Below are 14,150 nucleotides of genomic sequence, written 5' to 3'. Positions count from 1 at the left end.
GCAAGCCCCCTCCCACATTGGAACTGTGTTCACACATCCAGTGTGGGAGGGGGCTTGCCCCCGATGAGGCCCTCAAACTCACCGCCTGAGCAATTTCTCCTGAATCGCCTGCTGATCCACCTCCAGCAACACCCGCTGCTTACCGCCCACCATCACCCCCGCCGGCACGCCATCCCGGTACACGATCCGATTGCCACTCACCGCCGGCACTTTGCTTCCCGGTAGCAGCGTGCCGACAAGGTTCAGCGGGTCGGCCCCGCACACTGCGATCAAGCTGCCGTCATGGGGCCGGCGCCGCACCTCACGCAGCAACGGGATCGCCTCCGGCAGTGCAAACTGTTCCCCCGCCAAGCCACTGACAAACCGCCCGCCGCGAATCTCGCCCCGCGCTTCCAGGCGCTGGTAGGTGCGCAGCAATTCCCGCCAGCTCGGCAACCAGTCCGCCTCGCGCTCGAGCAGGCGCCAGAACACCACGCCATAGCGGCGCAGCAGGGTCATCGCGACATGCTCCAGCGTCTCGGCCGAATGCGCACCGGGCTCGCTTGGCGCGCGACGTATCAGTGCCCAGCGCCCGGCATCATCCATGCCGCCGATAAAGGCGCCGCGTCCACGCCGGCTGCTGCGCGCCTGGCGTTTGCTGGCGGGCGTGGTCAGGGCGCGCAGCCCGGCGAAGCTGTCGGCATTCACCAACCCCGCGCCGACCAACTCCTGCAAGGCGGTTTCCAGCTCGCTGCGCAGCAGATGGGCTTCATGCACCAGTTCATCGAAGAACAGCGCGCCCTGTTCGCGCAGGGCCAAATGGACTTTCTGCGCCTTGGGCGACAGCGTCGTGCTGTCGGTCTGTTCGGTCAGCCCGCTCCACAACGGCACCTGGCTGCGCGGTAACAGCACGATCGGCGTGCTGCGCAAGGCAATGGCGCCGGCCTTGTGGCTCAGGCGCGTCCACACCAGCTTGCCGCTGCGGCACAGGTCGTCGAGCCAGGTCGAGGCGTAATCCTTGATACGCGCACTGAGCAGGTCACTGTCCCAGGCCGACGTGGCGGCGGCGTAGCCTTCGAACTGGGCGACTATCTGCGGCAACACCGCGCTGCCCTGGCCGCGCGTGCTGTCGGACAAGTGCTGCCAGTCGAACAGAAAACGCATGAAATCCTGCAGCGCCACCGGTTCGATTTCCCGGCGCAGGCGCTTGACCGTGTAGCGATGAATACGCGCCAGCAGGTGCCGTTCGCACCATTGCTCAGCGCTACAGCCTGGGCTGAAGTGCCCGCGCAGCACGTAGCCTTCCTGCTCCAGCCGCGCCAACCCCTGGGCCACGGTGGCGGGGGGCAACGCCAGGGGCGCGGCAATCTCGGGCAGCGTCAATGGGCCGAAACCGCCCAGGCGCGCGCGCAGCACTTCCACCAAGGCCTCATCGAATGTCCAGGGCTCGTCGAAACCTGGCAGCAGCGGCAGGTTGTGCGGGTAGATTGCCTGCAGACAGCTCAAGCGTTCCACCGCTACCCACAGGCCGTTGGGCAATGGATAAGCGCGTCCGGCCTTGTTCAGCGTCTGCAACCATTCGGCCCATTGCGGCGTGACCTCCTGCTCTGCAACACAGGCCAGGCTCATCAGCGCTTCGTGCACTTCGTCCGGCCCCTGGGGCGCGGGCCACGCCTCCTCGCGTACGCCGGCAATCGCTTCGGTATCCAGTGCGCCGAGGTCGTCGGTACTCTGCGGGTCGCTCCAGCGGCGGTTGAGCACCGCCTGGGTGCGGCGTTCTTCCAATGGCGCGTCATCGAGAAAAGTGTAGGGGCGCGCGCTGAGAATTTCGGCGGCCATCGGCGAGGGCGCGGGCAGGTCACGGCTGACCATGCGCACGTCGCCCGCTTCCATGCGCCGCAACAGGGCCAGCCAGCCCTCGCTGTCCATGGCTTCGTGCAGGCAGTCATCGAGGGTTTGTTCCACCAGCGGATGGTCGGGCACTTCGCGTTCGCCGGCGAGGTTTTCCAGGCAGGCAATCTGGTCGGGAAACACACTGGCGATCAGGTCTTCGCTTTTCATGCGCTGGATCTGCGGCGCTACCTTGCGCCCGCCGGTGTAGCGCGGCAATGCCAGCGCCACGCCGGCGTTCCAGCGCCAGCGCACGCCGAACAGCGGCGCATCCAGCACGGCCTGGATCAGCAGGTGTTCGGCGCTGTTGCTGTTGAGGTAACGCCACACGTCATCCAGCGCGAAGCTGTGGCTGGTGGACAGCGACAGCACAATCGCATTTTCGCTGGCCGCCGCTTGCAGCTCGAAGTTGAACGTGCGGCAAAAGCGCTTGCGCAGGGCCAGGCCCCAGGCGCGGTTGATGCGGCTGCCAAACGGCGTGTGGATGATCAACTGGGTGCCGCCGGACGCGTCGAAAAACCGCTCCATGATCAAGGTGTCCCGCGACGGCAAGGCACTGAGGGCCAGGCGCGTGCGGGCCAGGTAATCCAACAGTTGTTCGGCGCTGGCGCGGTTCAGGCCGAGGGTGTCGGTGAGCCACGTCTGCGCCGGTTGCAGGTCACCCGGGCTGGCGCCGAGCAGGTGGTCCAACTGCCCCTGCAAACGGGCCACCGCCGCCGACAACTCGTTGCTGCGCCCCGGCGCTTCGCCCATCCAGAACGGAATGGTCGGCGGCTGACCGTGGGCGTCCTCGACGCGCACCTTGCCGGCTTCCACCCGCAGGATGCGGTAGGACGTATTGCCGAGCTGGAAAATATCGCCGGCGATGCTCTCCACCGCAAAGTCTTCGTTGACGCTGCCGATGTTCAGGCTCTGGGGTTCGAGCAGCACGCTGTAGTCGGCGTTGTCGGGGATGGTGCCGCCGCTGGTCACGGCCGTGAGCCGGGCGCCACGGCGGCCGCGCAGGGTGTGAGTCACGGCGTCCCGGTGCAGGTAAGCGCTGCGCATACCCTGGCGGCCGTTGAAGCCGTCGGCGAGCATGTGCAACAGCGCCTGGTAATGGCGCTCGTCCAGCACGGCATACGGCGCGGCGCGGCGGATAAGCGTCAGCAGGGCCGCTTGCGACCATTCGCGCGCGCTGACCTCGGCGATGATCTGCTGGGCCAGCACGTCCAGCGGCGCCACGGGGATGTGCAGGGTGTCGAGCTCGCCACGGCGCACGCAGTCGAGGAGGGCTGCGCATTCGATCAAGTCGTCGCGGGTGGTGGCAAACAGGCGGCCCTTGGGCGTACCGCCGACCTGGTGCCCGGAGCGGCCGACCCGTTGCAGAAACCCGTTGATTGAACCGGGCGAGCCGATCTGGCAGACCAGGTCCACATCGCCGATATCAATCCCCAGCTCCAGTGACGCGGTCGCGATCAGCACTTGCAGCGCACCGGCCTTGAGGCGTTGCTCGGCGTCCAGGCGCATTTCCTTGGCCAGGCTGCCGTGGTGGGCGGCCACCGCCGTCTTGCCCAGGCGCTCGCTCAGGTGCCGCGCCAAGCGTTCGGCCAGGCGCCGGGTGTTCACGAATATCAGCGTGGTGCGATGCTCGCGCGCCAACTCGGCGAGGCGGTCGTATACCAGCTCCCACACATCATTGGCCATCACCGCCGAGAGCGGCACCGGCGGCACTTCGATAGCCAGGTCGCGCGGGCGGGCGTGGCCGATGTCGACAATGGCGCAGTCGCGGCCGGTACCGACCAAAAACCTCGACACCGCGTCGATGGGCTTTTGCGTGGCCGACAGGCCGATGCGCGTCAGCGGCTCGGCGCACAAGGCTTGCAGGCGCTCCAGGCTTAACGCCAGGTGGCTGCCGCGCTTGCCGGCGGCTATCGCGTGGATTTCATCGACGATCACCGTGCGCGTGCTGGCGAGCATCTGCCTGCCCGAGTCCGAGCCGAGCAGCACATACAGCGATTCCGGGGTGGTGACCAGGATATGCGGCGCGCGCTTGCGCATCTGTGCACGGTCTTTTTGCGGGGTGTCGCCGGTGCGCACCGCGGTGCGGATCACCAACGGCGGCAGGCCCGATTGTTCAAGATGCTCGGTGATGCCGGCCAGCGGGTTTTGCAGGTTGAGTTGAATATCGTTGGACAGCGCCTTGAGCGGCGAAATGTAGACCACCAGGGTTTCATCGGGCAGTTGGCCGCCGTTGGCCAGACCCTGGTGGACCAGGTCGTCCAGCACCGCGAGAAAGGCGGTCAGGGTCTTGCCCGAACCGGTCGGCGCGGCGATCAGCGTCGAACGGCGCTGACGGATCAGCGGCCACGCCTGGGCCTGCGCGTCGGTCACCGAGGGGAAGGTGCTGCGAAACCAGGTGCTGACGGCGGGGTGGAAGCCGTCCAGTGCCTTGTCTGTTGAGTCGGGAAGGTTCATGTAGTGATTGATGCCGGCCGCTCCAACAAGTTGCAAACACCTACTTTGTCCGTGACGGTTGCGCTACAAACCCGCAAAATGCAACGATTCTGGAATAAACCTACGGCAAGGCTCACGCGCCTGCCGACAACAACCATCGTTCCAAACAGACCGGGCCTGCTCAATCTATGCGAATGCGCCTTATGTTACTGGGCGGCGGGAATGCCCTCGGGCAGGCGCTGATTCGCCTCGGTGCAGAGGAAGACATCGGTTTCCTCGCCCCCAAACCGCCCCAAGACGGCTGGGATGCCGCGAGTCTCACCCAATTGCTCGACGACACCCGTCCCGACGCCTTGATCAACCTCGCCTACTATTTCGACTGGTTCCAGGCCGAAGCCGTCAGCGAAACCCGCCTGGCTTCCCAGGAGTTTGCCATCGAACGCCTGGCCGAACTGTGCCAGCACCACAGCATTACCCTGGTGCAACCGTCCAGCTACCGCGTGTTCGATGGTTCACGCGCCACCGCCTACAGCGAAAAAGACGAGCCGGTGCCCCTGGGCCTGCGCGGCCAGGCGTTGTGGCGTATCGAGCAGAGCGTACGCGCCACCTGCCCGCAGCATGTGCTGCTGCGGTTTGGCTGGCTGCTCGATGACAGCGTCGACGGCACCCTCGGGCGCTTCCTGGCCCGGGCCGAACAGCCGGATGAGTTGTTGATGGCCGACGACCGTCGTGGCAACCCGACGCCGGTGGACGATGCGGCGCGGGTAATCATTTCCGTGCTCAAGCAACTCGATTGCGCGGCGCCGCTGTGGGGCACCTATCACTACGCCGGTCACGAGGCGACCACGCCGCTGGCGCTGGGCCAGGCGATCCTCACCGAAGCGCGCAACTTCCACCCCCTGGCCATCGAGTCACCGACCGCCCAGGCTCACGCAGCGCGGCCGGATGCGGCGGATGAACCCCAGCACGCGGTGCTGGCCTGCAAGAAAATCCTGCATACCTTTGGCATCAAGCCACGGGCATGGCGGGCGGGGTTGCCGGCGTTGCTCGACCGGTTCTACCGCCACACCTGACACACTGCAAAACCAAATGTGGGAGGGGGCTTGCCCCCGATAGCGGTGGACCAGTCAATAAGTCTTTGACTGACACTCTGCTATCGGGGGCAAGCCCCCTCCCACATTGTTATGCCGTGTTATTTAGAACTTGTAGCCGATACCCACCATGTAGACCATCGGGTCGACATCCACATTGACCTTGGCCCGGGTGCCCTGGCCCAACGCGTTGTTATCCACAGTCGCCTTGGTGCTGATGTCGATGTAGCGCGCCTGGGCGTTGATCATCCATTTGTCGTTGATCATGTAGTCGGCGCCGATCTGCGCGGCCCAGCCCCAGGAGTTTTCGGCCTTGAAGTTGCTGAAACCGGCTTGCTCGGCGCGGCTGCCGACGTGTTCGTCATAGATCCAGGTGTAGTTGATGCCGGCGCCCACATACGGTTGGAACGCCGATTGGTGGTCCAGCGGGTAGTACACGACGCTCAGGGTCGGCGGCAAGTGTTTCAGCGTGCCGAGCTTGCCGTTGGCGGCGCCGAGGGCGGTGTTCTTGATCTTTACATCGTGCTCGAACGGCGTGGCGGCCAACAGTTCGATACCGACGTGATCGGTGATCATGTAGGCGAAGTTCAAGCCCAGTTGGGTGTCGCTGCTCATGGTCGCCTTGCCGCCCAGGTTGGCGCCGGCCAATGGGCCCTGGTCAACCTTGACGCTGCTGCTGTCGGCCTTCGGGTTCACGGTGATTGCACCGGCGCGAACCAGAATGTCGCCCGCCTGGTGGGCGTGGGCGACAGGGACGACGAGGGCGAGCGCGAAGAGGGACGCGCCGAGCAGAGACTTGTTCATGGGAGCTCCAGAAGGACGTTAAAAGTTGTACGTCCAATGGTAAAGATCGTTCCGCTCGATCTTTTGACTCAGCTCAATGAAAGGCTAACCACGCCGCAAAAAACTGTGGGAGGGGGCTTGCTCCCGATGGCGGTGGGTCAGTCAATAGCTCTGTTGACTGACACTCTGCTATCGGGAGCAAGCCCCCTCCCACATTTGATCTTCGCTGTGTTCGCAGATGGGGATTACTCTTCCAGCTCGTACATGTAAATCTTCTCGGCATCCATCTGGTAACCGGCGTCGGCCAATTCGCTGGACGACGGCTTGACCTGCATCGCGCCTTCGATCCAGTACGGCTGGTACAGCTCATCGAGTTTCACGCCGACTTCGCTTTTCACGTGCACGATCTGGTTCGACGGCGGCGGCGGCACATGGATGCACGCGCCGAAATACGGCACCAGCAGGAACTCGGTGGTGCGGCCCTCTTCGCTCACCTCCAGCGGCACGATGTACCCCGGCAAACGAATGTGCCGGCCGTCCAGGCTCTGCACCACCGGCGCGTTGGGCAAGTCCTGTTTGGCGGCGGGCGCGGCCTCGACGGACAAGGCATCGGCCATGTTCGACAGGTCGTGCAGCGGTTTCATATTGGGCACTTCCGGTGGCGCATCCGGCGGGATCATTTCCTGCCAGGACAAATCCCGGGGCTGCTCCTCGGCCCAGGCAGGTACGGCCACCAGCAGCAACAGGGCAAACAGGGCACGATGCATGAAGACTCCTTAGTGGGTAGCTGCAAGCGGCAAGCTACAAGCTGCAAGCTACAAGTAAAAGCCGATTTGCTTGCAGCTTGAAGCACAAAACCTGCAGCTGCTGTTCTACAGCCTAATCGACAGCCCATCGGCCAACGACTGGCGATAGGCACGCCATGCAGGCACGCTGCCCATCAACAGCGCCGCCGCCAGGATACCGGCGAGCAACGTCCATTCATATTCGCTCGGCCATGCCATCGGCAGGTCCAGCCCGTAGTTGGCCTGCAAATAACCGCGCGATGCGCCGATGCACAGGTACAGCAAACCAAGACCTGCCACCACGCCGGACAGGGCGAGCGCGAAGGCCTCGAAGATCAAAAGCGTGGCGATATGCCAAGGCCGTGCGCCCACCGAGCGCAGGATCGCCATCTCCCGGCGGCGTTCGTTGAGGCTGGTGAGAATCGCCGTGAGCATGCCGATCAAACCGGTCAGCACCACGAACAACGAGATCACGAACAAGGCTTTTTCGGCCGTGCCCATCATGCTCCACAGCTCTTGCAATGCCACGCCCGGCAGAATCGCCAGCATCGGCTCGCCACGGAATTCATTGATTTCCCGTTGCAGGGCGAAGGTGGAAATCTTGTTGTTCAAACCGAGCATGAACGCGGTGATGGCTTGCGGGGTCAGGTCCATATTGCGCGCCTGATCGGCGCTGATACGGCCTTTGCCCTGGGCCGGGACACCGTTGTGCCAGTCGATGTGGATCGCTTCCATGCCGCCGAGGCTGATATGCAGCGTGCGGTCCACCGGCGTGCCGGTGCGTTTGAGGATGCCGACCACGGTGAAGGGCTTGTCATCGTGCTTGACCAGGCTGACCACCGCCACGCCGTGGGCCAGCACCAGCTTGTCGCCGAGCTTGTAGTGCAGGGCGTCGGCGACCTCGGCGCCGAGCACCACTTCGAACGGGTCGGTGGCAAAGGCGCGGCCGCTGGCCAGTTCGAGGTTCTGTTTGCGACCGTACTGGTAATGCTCGAAGTAGGACTCGTTGGTACCCATCACGCGGTAACCGCGATGGGAATCGCCCAGGGAAATCGGAATCGCCCATTTCACCTGGGGGTTGGCGGCGAAGTGCTCGTAGCTGTCCCAGCGGATGTTATTGGTGGCGTTGCCGATGCGAAACACCGAGTACAGCAGCAGGTTCACCGAGCCCGAGCGCGCCCCGACGATCAGGTCGGTACCGCTGATGGTGCTGGCGAAGCTGTTGCGCGCCTCAACGCGCACGCGCTCCACCGCCAGCAACAAGCAGACGGAAAGCGCGATGGCGAAGGCGGTGAGGATGGCGGTAAAGCGGCGGTTAGCCAGGCTGGCCATGGCCAGACGAAACAGATACATCTCAAACCTCTGCGGGCGTGGCGGCGCGATTGAGTTCGGCCAGCGACAGGTTGCGGTCGAACAGCGGGGCCAGGCTTTGGTCGTGGCTGACAAACAACAGGCTGGCACCCGCTTCGCGGCATTCGGCGAACAGCAGCTGGATGAATGCTTCGCGGGCGTCGTAGTCCAGAGCCGAGGTGGGCTCGTCGGCGATCACCAGTTCCGGCTGACCGATCAGCGCACGGGCGGCGGCCACCCGTTGTTGCTGGCCGATGGACAGCGAATCGGCGCGGCGCTCGAGCAAGTCCGGGTCGTTCAAACCCAGGTGCGCAAGCAAGGTCGCTGCGGCCTGGTCGACACTGCCGTGGCGCTGGGCCGCGCGCTGTGCCCGCAGTTTGGAGAAGTGGCAAGGCAGCTCGACGTTTTCGCGCACCGACAAAAACGGCAGCAGGTTGAACTGCTGGAAGATGTAGCCGGTGTGGTCCACGCGAAAACGGTCACGGGCACCGGCAGACAGTTCGGTCAGCTCCTGGCCGAGCAGGCGGATACTGCCTCGGCTGGGTTTCTGCACGCCGCCAAGCAGCCCGAGCAAGGTGGTTTTGCCACTGCCGCTCGGACCCTTGAGGAACAGGGTTTGCCCCGGCTCCAGGCGGAACGCGGGGATGTCCAGCAACTGGGGGTGACCGGGCCAGTTGAAGCCCAGGTCGGACAGTTCGATCAATGCGTCGGTCATGTCAACTCAGAACTTCAGTGTGGCTGCAGTGGCGGTCGCGTCAGCACCTTGCTGGCCGCTCGGGCCGATCAGTTGTACCTGAATTTTCCGGGTGGCGGGGAAGGTCTTGAACACTTGGCTCAGGTCCAGGTTGCTCAGTGCCTCTGGCTTGGCGCAGGTGAACTGGTAGTGGGCATGGATGTCGCTGTGGTCATGATGATGCTCATGGGCGGCAGCGCCTTTGCCGTCGGTGGCATGGTCATTGTCATCGCCATCATCGCCATCATCGCCATTGTCGCCATCATGATCGGCCTCGGGCCTGTCGCCGAACAGCGGGCTGTTGAGTGCCTGGGCGCTGACGACGCAACCGGCGGCCTTGGGCACGTTGAACAGTGCCAGCGGACTTTCCAGCTGTTTGCGCGCGGCGGCGACTTTGGCTTTGTCGGCGGCACTGGTCGCGACATGTTCGAAACCCACCAGGTTCATCGCCGGGCTGTCCAGCTCAAGCTCCAGGCTCTGGCCGTCCAGCACTGCATTGAGACGGCCCACACCGTGTTCGTGAGCGCCGAGGCTGCCATGCTCATGGTCGTGATCTTCATGGGCGTAAGCGACAGCCAGAGGCAGCAGGGCAAACGGCAAAGCAAGCAGCAGACGGCGCATGACAGGACTCCACAGATGAAAGTTTTGTTATGTGATCTTATAACAATAGTGCCGAGAGTTTGACCGTCCGCTTGGCGTTGCGCAAGCTGCATGGGAGCATGTCCGTCAGAAAAAATGCGGGAGTAAGGACGATGTTGCGAATTCGTGGAACCGTCGGCGACCTGCCGGTGGACTTGACCCTGGAACTGGACGACGGCGATTGGGCGCGGCTGGGCGCACAATTGCAGGCCGCCCCGGTGCCGGCCGAGTCGACGGCGGTACCGGTCAGGCAAAGTGAGGATCTGTGGCAGAACGCCCAGGATCTGTTGCGCAACGCCGGGCAGCTCAGCGGCCTGGAATTGCTCGATCAACTGGAAGGGTTGGCCGGCGATGCCGCCGCGGGCAAGCGCCTGCTGGTGCGCCTGCGCCACAGCGCCAAAGTGAAAGTGACCAGCGGCGCAGACACGCCGCTGTACACCTGGATCGACGCTTTGTAGGAGCCAGCTTGCTCGCGAAAAACGCGTAGGCGCCGCGTTCATCCAGGATGTTCGCGTTATCGTTGACGGCCTTCGCGAGCAAGCTCGCTCCTACAGGGCGAGGGTTAGTACAGCGCGGCGAACAATTTGCGGCGGTACACCGTGACCAGCGGGTGATCGTTGCCCAGCAGTTCGAACACCTGCAGCAAGGTCTTGTGTGGCAAGCCTTCGCTGTAGCTGCGATTGCGGATAAACAGCTTGAGCAGGCCTTCCAGCGCGGCGTCGTATTGCTGGCGCGCCAGTTGTTGAATGCTCAACTGATAGGCCGCTTCGTCATCCTGCGGGTTCTGCGCCAGGCGGCTTTTCAGGTCGGCGGCGTCCGGCAGGTCGGCAGCCTGGCGCAGGAAGGTGATTTGCGCCTTGGCTCCGGCGAGAGCGGCCTTGTGGTCGTCGCCTTTTACGGCGTCCAGCACGGTTTGGGCTTCATCCAGTTCACCGCGCTCGGCCAGGCAACGCGCGTAAAGGATCAGCGCGGCGGCGTTGGTGTTGTCTTCGCCCAGCAGCGCTACCAGCAGGGCTTCGGCATCGCTGATGCGGCCCTCGGCAAACAGCGCTTGTGCCTGCTCCAGTGGATCGGCCGCAGCCGGTGGCGGCATCTGCACATGGGGCTCGAGCATCGCCCGCACCGCCGACTCCGGCTGCGCCCCGGCAAACCCATCCACCGGCTGACCGTCCTTGAACAGCACCACCGTCGGCAGGCTCTGAATACCGAAACGCGCAACGATGTCCTGTTCGGCTTCGCAATCGACCTTGGCCAGCAGCAACTCACCGCGATAACTCTCGGCAATCTGCGCCAGCATCGGCATCAGCGCCTTGCACGGCGCACACCACTCGGCCCAGAAGTCCACCAGCACAGGTTTTTCGAAAGAGTTCTGAATCACCGCCTGCTCGAAGTTGGCGGTGGTGACGTCGAAGATGTACGGCGTGGGCTCACTCATGAGGCGTCTCGAATAAAGCGGGAATGGGGGCAACTATAAGGGCTGGCGCGGTTGGCCGAAAGCATCGTGGACTCGAGACCGCTTTGGCAGACGAACCCGTTCGCCGATTTTGTACTGCATTCCCCTGTGGGAGCGGGCTTGCCCGTGATGGCCTTAAGGGCGCCGCGAATGGTACAGGCTCACCTTGCGAAACTCCCACGGCTCGGCCAGGTCCGGCAGGGTCAGCGCCTCGAGGATGTCCAGCCGCCGATAATCCGGATGCTGGAAATCGCGCACCCGCGAGTCTGCCACCAGCGCTTCGTGGCCACGGGTCAGGAACTGATCCAGCAGCGGCAGGTTGGCGCGATCGTAAAGCACGTCGGCCACCAGAATCAGGTAGAAACGATCAGCCTCTGCAAAGAAATCGGTTGAATAACTCAGTGCCACCTCATTGAGCTCGGCATTCGCCCGGCAAGCCGCCAGCGCCAGCGGGTCAAGGTCGCACGCCACCACCTCCAATGCCCCGGCCTTGGCGGCCGCAATCGCGGCCACGCCGGAGCCGGCGCCGAAATCCAGCACGCGCTTGCCCGCCACCCATTCGGGGTTCGCCGCCAGATAGCGCGCCAGTGCCAGGCCGCTGGCCCAGCAGAAGCTCCAGTAGGGCGGTTCATGCAGGATGCGCCGGGTTTCTTCCTGGCTGAAGGCACGGTCCATGTTGTCGGCGTCGAGCAACCACAACGACAGCTCGGTGCCCGGCAGCGGGCAGGGCACCAAGTGTGCGTCGCCGATCAGTTCACTCAGGGCGCGTTGCAGGTGCAGCGGTGGCGTCATGGCGCCTTGACGAGTTGCAGGGGGCCGGTGGTCTGGGTGATCGCCTGGGTGATGCGCACGGCGGGCAGGTGCAGGATCAACTGGCCGGACTGGCTGGCGCGACCGCGCAATTCAACCCGTGCCCCGGCCGGGAACGCTTCGGGGTTGAAGCGCAGGCGAAAGGCCAGGGGCTTGCCATTGCCGGTCAGCACGCTGCTGGCGAGCAACTGCTGCGGGCGCGAGCGCTCGTCGATCACCAGCAGCGCCAACTCGACTTCGGCGCCGGCCGGCACGTTGGTCAGGTTGCCGCTGATTTCACGCTGGTAGGCGGGCAGGGGGCCGAGGTCTTCGATGCCGGGGACTTTTTTCTCTTGTGCGGGTGTTGGCTGAGGCGCGGCCGGCTTGGGGGCTTCGCTGCTGCAGGCGACCAGAAAACTGAACAGGGCGAGGAGAGCAAGTGGTCGTAACTGCATGTACGGCTCCAGAGAGGGCAAAATCCGTGGCTTAAAAAATAGAAACATATAAGCCTGCCTATATACCTTAAAGGCTATGGCTTGTCTTGCGACGGGGATGCGCTACCATGGCCCTCCCTTTATTTGTTGCCTGCCAACCATGCACTGTCCCTTCTGCGGTGCCAACGACACCAAGGTCATTGACTCGCGTCTGGTCGCCGAGGGCGATCAAGTGCGTCGCCGGCGCGAATGCCTGGCCTCTGGCTGCGGTGAACGTTTCACCACCTTCGAAACCGCCGAACTGGTATTGCCACGTCTGATCAAGTCCGACGGCAGCCGCCAGCCTTTCGACGAAGACAAACTGCGCGCCGGTATGCAGCGCGCCCTGGAAAAACGCCCGGTGAGTGTCGAGCGGCTGGAGGCGGCGCTGGCGCATATCAAGCACAAGCTGCGCGCGACCGGCGAGCGCGAGGTCAAGAGCCTGGTGGTCGGCGAGTTGGTGATGGGCGAGCTGCAAAAGCTCGACGAAGTCGCCTATATCCGTTTCGCCTCGGTGTATCGACGCTTCCAGGACCTCAATGAGTTCCGCGAAGAGATCGACCGCCTGGCCCGTGAGCCCTCCAAACAATGACCTCTGAACAGGCAATTCTCGACGCCCATTACATGGCCCGCGCCCTCGAATTGGCGCGCAAGGGCCTGTACACCACTCACCCCAACCCACGGGTGGGCTGCGTGATTGTGCGTGACGGGCAGATTGTCGGCGAAGGCTGGCATGAGCGCACCGGCGAGCCCCATGCCGAACCCAACGCCTTGCGCGCCGCCGGTGACAAGGCCCGTGGCGCGACGGTCTACGTCACCCTCGAGCCCTGCAGCCACCATGGCCGTACGCCGCCGTGCGCCGATGCGCTGGTGACAGCCGGTGTGGCGCGTGTGGTGGCAGGCATGCAGGACCCCAACCCGGAAGTGGCCGGGCGCGGCATGCAGCGCCTGGCCCAGGCCGGCATCGAGGTTCGCAGCGGCGTGCTGGAAGCTCAAGCGCGTGCGCTGAACCCAGGCTTTCTCAAGCGGATGGAACACGGCCTGCCGTTTGTGCGGGTCAAGTTGGCGATGAGCCTGGACGGGCGCACCGCGATGGCCAGCGGCGAAAGCCAATGGATCACCGGCCCCGCCGCGCGTGCCGCCGTGCAGCGCCTGCGCGCCGAAGCGAGCGTGGTGCTGACCGGTGCCGATACGGTGCTGGCCGACGGTGCCCGCCTGACCGTGCGCGCCGCCGAGCTGGGCCTGGATGCAGAGACCACCGCCCTGGCCATGTCGCGCCCGCCGCTGCGTGTGTTGATCGACGGCCGTCTGCGGGTGCCGCTCGATGCGCCGTTCTTCAAGGCGGGCCCGGCGTTGGTCATCACGTGCGTGACCGCGGAAAACCAGTTCCCCCGGGGCCCCGAGTGCCTGGTGGTACCGGGTGTGGAGGGCCAGGTCGACCTGCGTTCGGCACTGGTGGCGCTTGCCAACCGTGGCGTCAACGAAGTGCTGGTGGAAGCCGGCCCGAGCCTGGCGGGCGCGTTTGCCCAGCAAGGGCTGGTCGACGAGTACGTGATTTTTGTCGCCGGCAAGTTCCTCGGCTCCGCTGCCCGGCCTTTGCTGGATTGGCCGCTTGAGAAGCTGGCCGATGCTCCCCAACTCAAGATCACTGACATGCGCGCTGTGGGCGACGACTGGCGAGTCACCGCCGTCCCGCTTGCGCCAGCGTGCGTATAATTCCCGGCCTGCGCTTGAGCGTCAGCCCCCCGC

The 14,150-nt window shown here is 64.4% G+C and carries 13 protein-coding genes; 4 read left to right on the top strand and 9 right to left on the bottom strand.

All coding sequences use genetic code 11. From position 1 onward, the window contains the following. Positions 1-78: 78 nt before the first annotated feature. Entirely contained in the window at positions 79-4,326 is a 4,248-nt protein-coding gene (locus tag BFQ04_RS00160) for a DEAD/DEAH box helicase (RefSeq protein ID WP_065949079.1), read from the bottom strand. Positions 4,327-4,493: 167 nt separating this feature from the next. On the opposite strand from BFQ04_RS00160, the gene BFQ04_RS00155 reads away from it, so the two are divergent. After that, a complete protein-coding gene (locus tag BFQ04_RS00155; protein WP_083217886.1) occupies positions 4,494-5,378 on the top strand; it encodes a sugar nucleotide-binding protein in 885 nt (294 codons plus the stop codon). Positions 5,379-5,501: 123 nt separating this feature from the next. Here the strand turns inward: BFQ04_RS00155 and BFQ04_RS00150 are convergent, their stop codons facing one another. From BFQ04_RS00150 to BFQ04_RS00130, 5 genes are all read right to left on the bottom strand, one after another. Next, entirely contained in the window at positions 5,502-6,200 is a 699-nt protein-coding gene (locus tag BFQ04_RS00150) for an OmpW/AlkL family protein (RefSeq protein WP_065888399.1), read from the bottom strand. Between the two features lie 224 nt (positions 6,201-6,424). After that, the gene (locus BFQ04_RS00145; protein WP_065949077.1) at positions 6,425-6,946 is read right to left on the bottom strand and encodes a DUF3299 domain-containing protein; all 522 of its coding nucleotides are present in this window, start codon (positions 6,944-6,946) and stop codon (positions 6,425-6,427) included. Between the two features lie 105 nt (positions 6,947-7,051). Continuing rightward, positions 7,052-8,317: an ABC transporter permease gene (locus BFQ04_RS00140; protein WP_065888397.1), complete on the bottom strand. Its 1,266-nt coding sequence runs from the start codon at positions 8,315-8,317 to the stop codon at positions 7,052-7,054. A gap of 1 nt (position 8,318) precedes the next feature. Continuing rightward, positions 8,319-9,029, bottom strand: coding sequence for an ABC transporter ATP-binding protein (locus tag BFQ04_RS00135; protein WP_065949076.1), 711 nt, complete (start codon positions 9,027-9,029; stop codon positions 8,319-8,321). 6 nt (positions 9,030-9,035) lie between these two features. Further along, a complete protein-coding gene (locus tag BFQ04_RS00130; protein ID WP_065949075.1) occupies positions 9,036-9,668 on the bottom strand; it encodes a DUF2796 domain-containing protein in 633 nt (210 codons plus the stop codon). A 131-nt stretch (positions 9,669-9,799) separates the two neighbouring features. Here BFQ04_RS00130 and BFQ04_RS00125 point away from each other — a divergent pair, with 131 nt between their 5' ends. Further along, positions 9,800-10,144 carry a hypothetical protein gene (locus BFQ04_RS00125; protein ID WP_065949074.1) on the top strand — a complete coding sequence of 115 codons (345 nt, stop codon included), beginning with the start codon at positions 9,800-9,802 and terminating at the stop codon, positions 10,142-10,144. A gap of 104 nt (positions 10,145-10,248) precedes the next feature. Here BFQ04_RS00125 and trxA read toward each other — a convergent pair whose 3' ends face one another. From trxA to BFQ04_RS00110, 3 genes are all read right to left on the bottom strand, one after another. Beyond that, positions 10,249-11,121, bottom strand: a complete 873-nt coding sequence (gene trxA / locus BFQ04_RS00120; protein WP_065949073.1) for a thioredoxin — start codon at positions 11,119-11,121, stop codon at positions 10,249-10,251. Positions 11,122-11,274: 153 nt separating this feature from the next. Next, on the bottom strand, positions 11,275-11,931 hold the full coding sequence (locus BFQ04_RS00115; protein WP_065949072.1) for a class I SAM-dependent methyltransferase: 657 nt from the start codon (positions 11,929-11,931) through the stop codon (positions 11,275-11,277). Continuing rightward, positions 11,928-12,383 (bottom strand): YbaY family lipoprotein, encoded by a 456-nt coding sequence (locus BFQ04_RS00110; RefSeq protein WP_065949071.1) that lies wholly within the window; start codon positions 12,381-12,383, stop codon positions 11,928-11,930. The genes BFQ04_RS00115 and BFQ04_RS00110 overlap by 4 nt, the downstream gene beginning before the upstream one ends. Positions 12,384-12,522: 139 nt before the next feature. Between BFQ04_RS00110 and nrdR the strand changes: the two genes are divergently transcribed. Next, complete coding sequence (gene nrdR / locus BFQ04_RS00105) at positions 12,523-12,993, top strand: transcriptional regulator NrdR (RefSeq protein WP_057010308.1); 471 nt, start codon at positions 12,523-12,525, stop codon at positions 12,991-12,993. After that, entirely contained in the window at positions 12,990-14,117 is a 1,128-nt protein-coding gene (ribD, locus tag BFQ04_RS00100; RefSeq protein WP_065949070.1) for a bifunctional diaminohydroxyphosphoribosylaminopyrimidine deaminase/5-amino-6-(5-phosphoribosylamino)uracil reductase RibD, read from the top strand. Before nrdR ends, ribD begins: the two co-directional genes overlap by 4 nt. The last annotated feature ends 33 nt before the right edge of the window (positions 14,118-14,150 follow it).

The sequence above is a fragment of the Pseudomonas sp. 37 R 15 genome (assembly GCF_900004865.1).
GTDB classification, from domain to species: domain Bacteria; phylum Pseudomonadota; class Gammaproteobacteria; order Pseudomonadales; family Pseudomonadaceae; genus Aquipseudomonas; species Aquipseudomonas fluorescens_AM.
The sequence above is the reverse complement of the archived record's forward strand: the minus strand, read 5'-3'. Positions and strand labels throughout refer to the sequence as shown.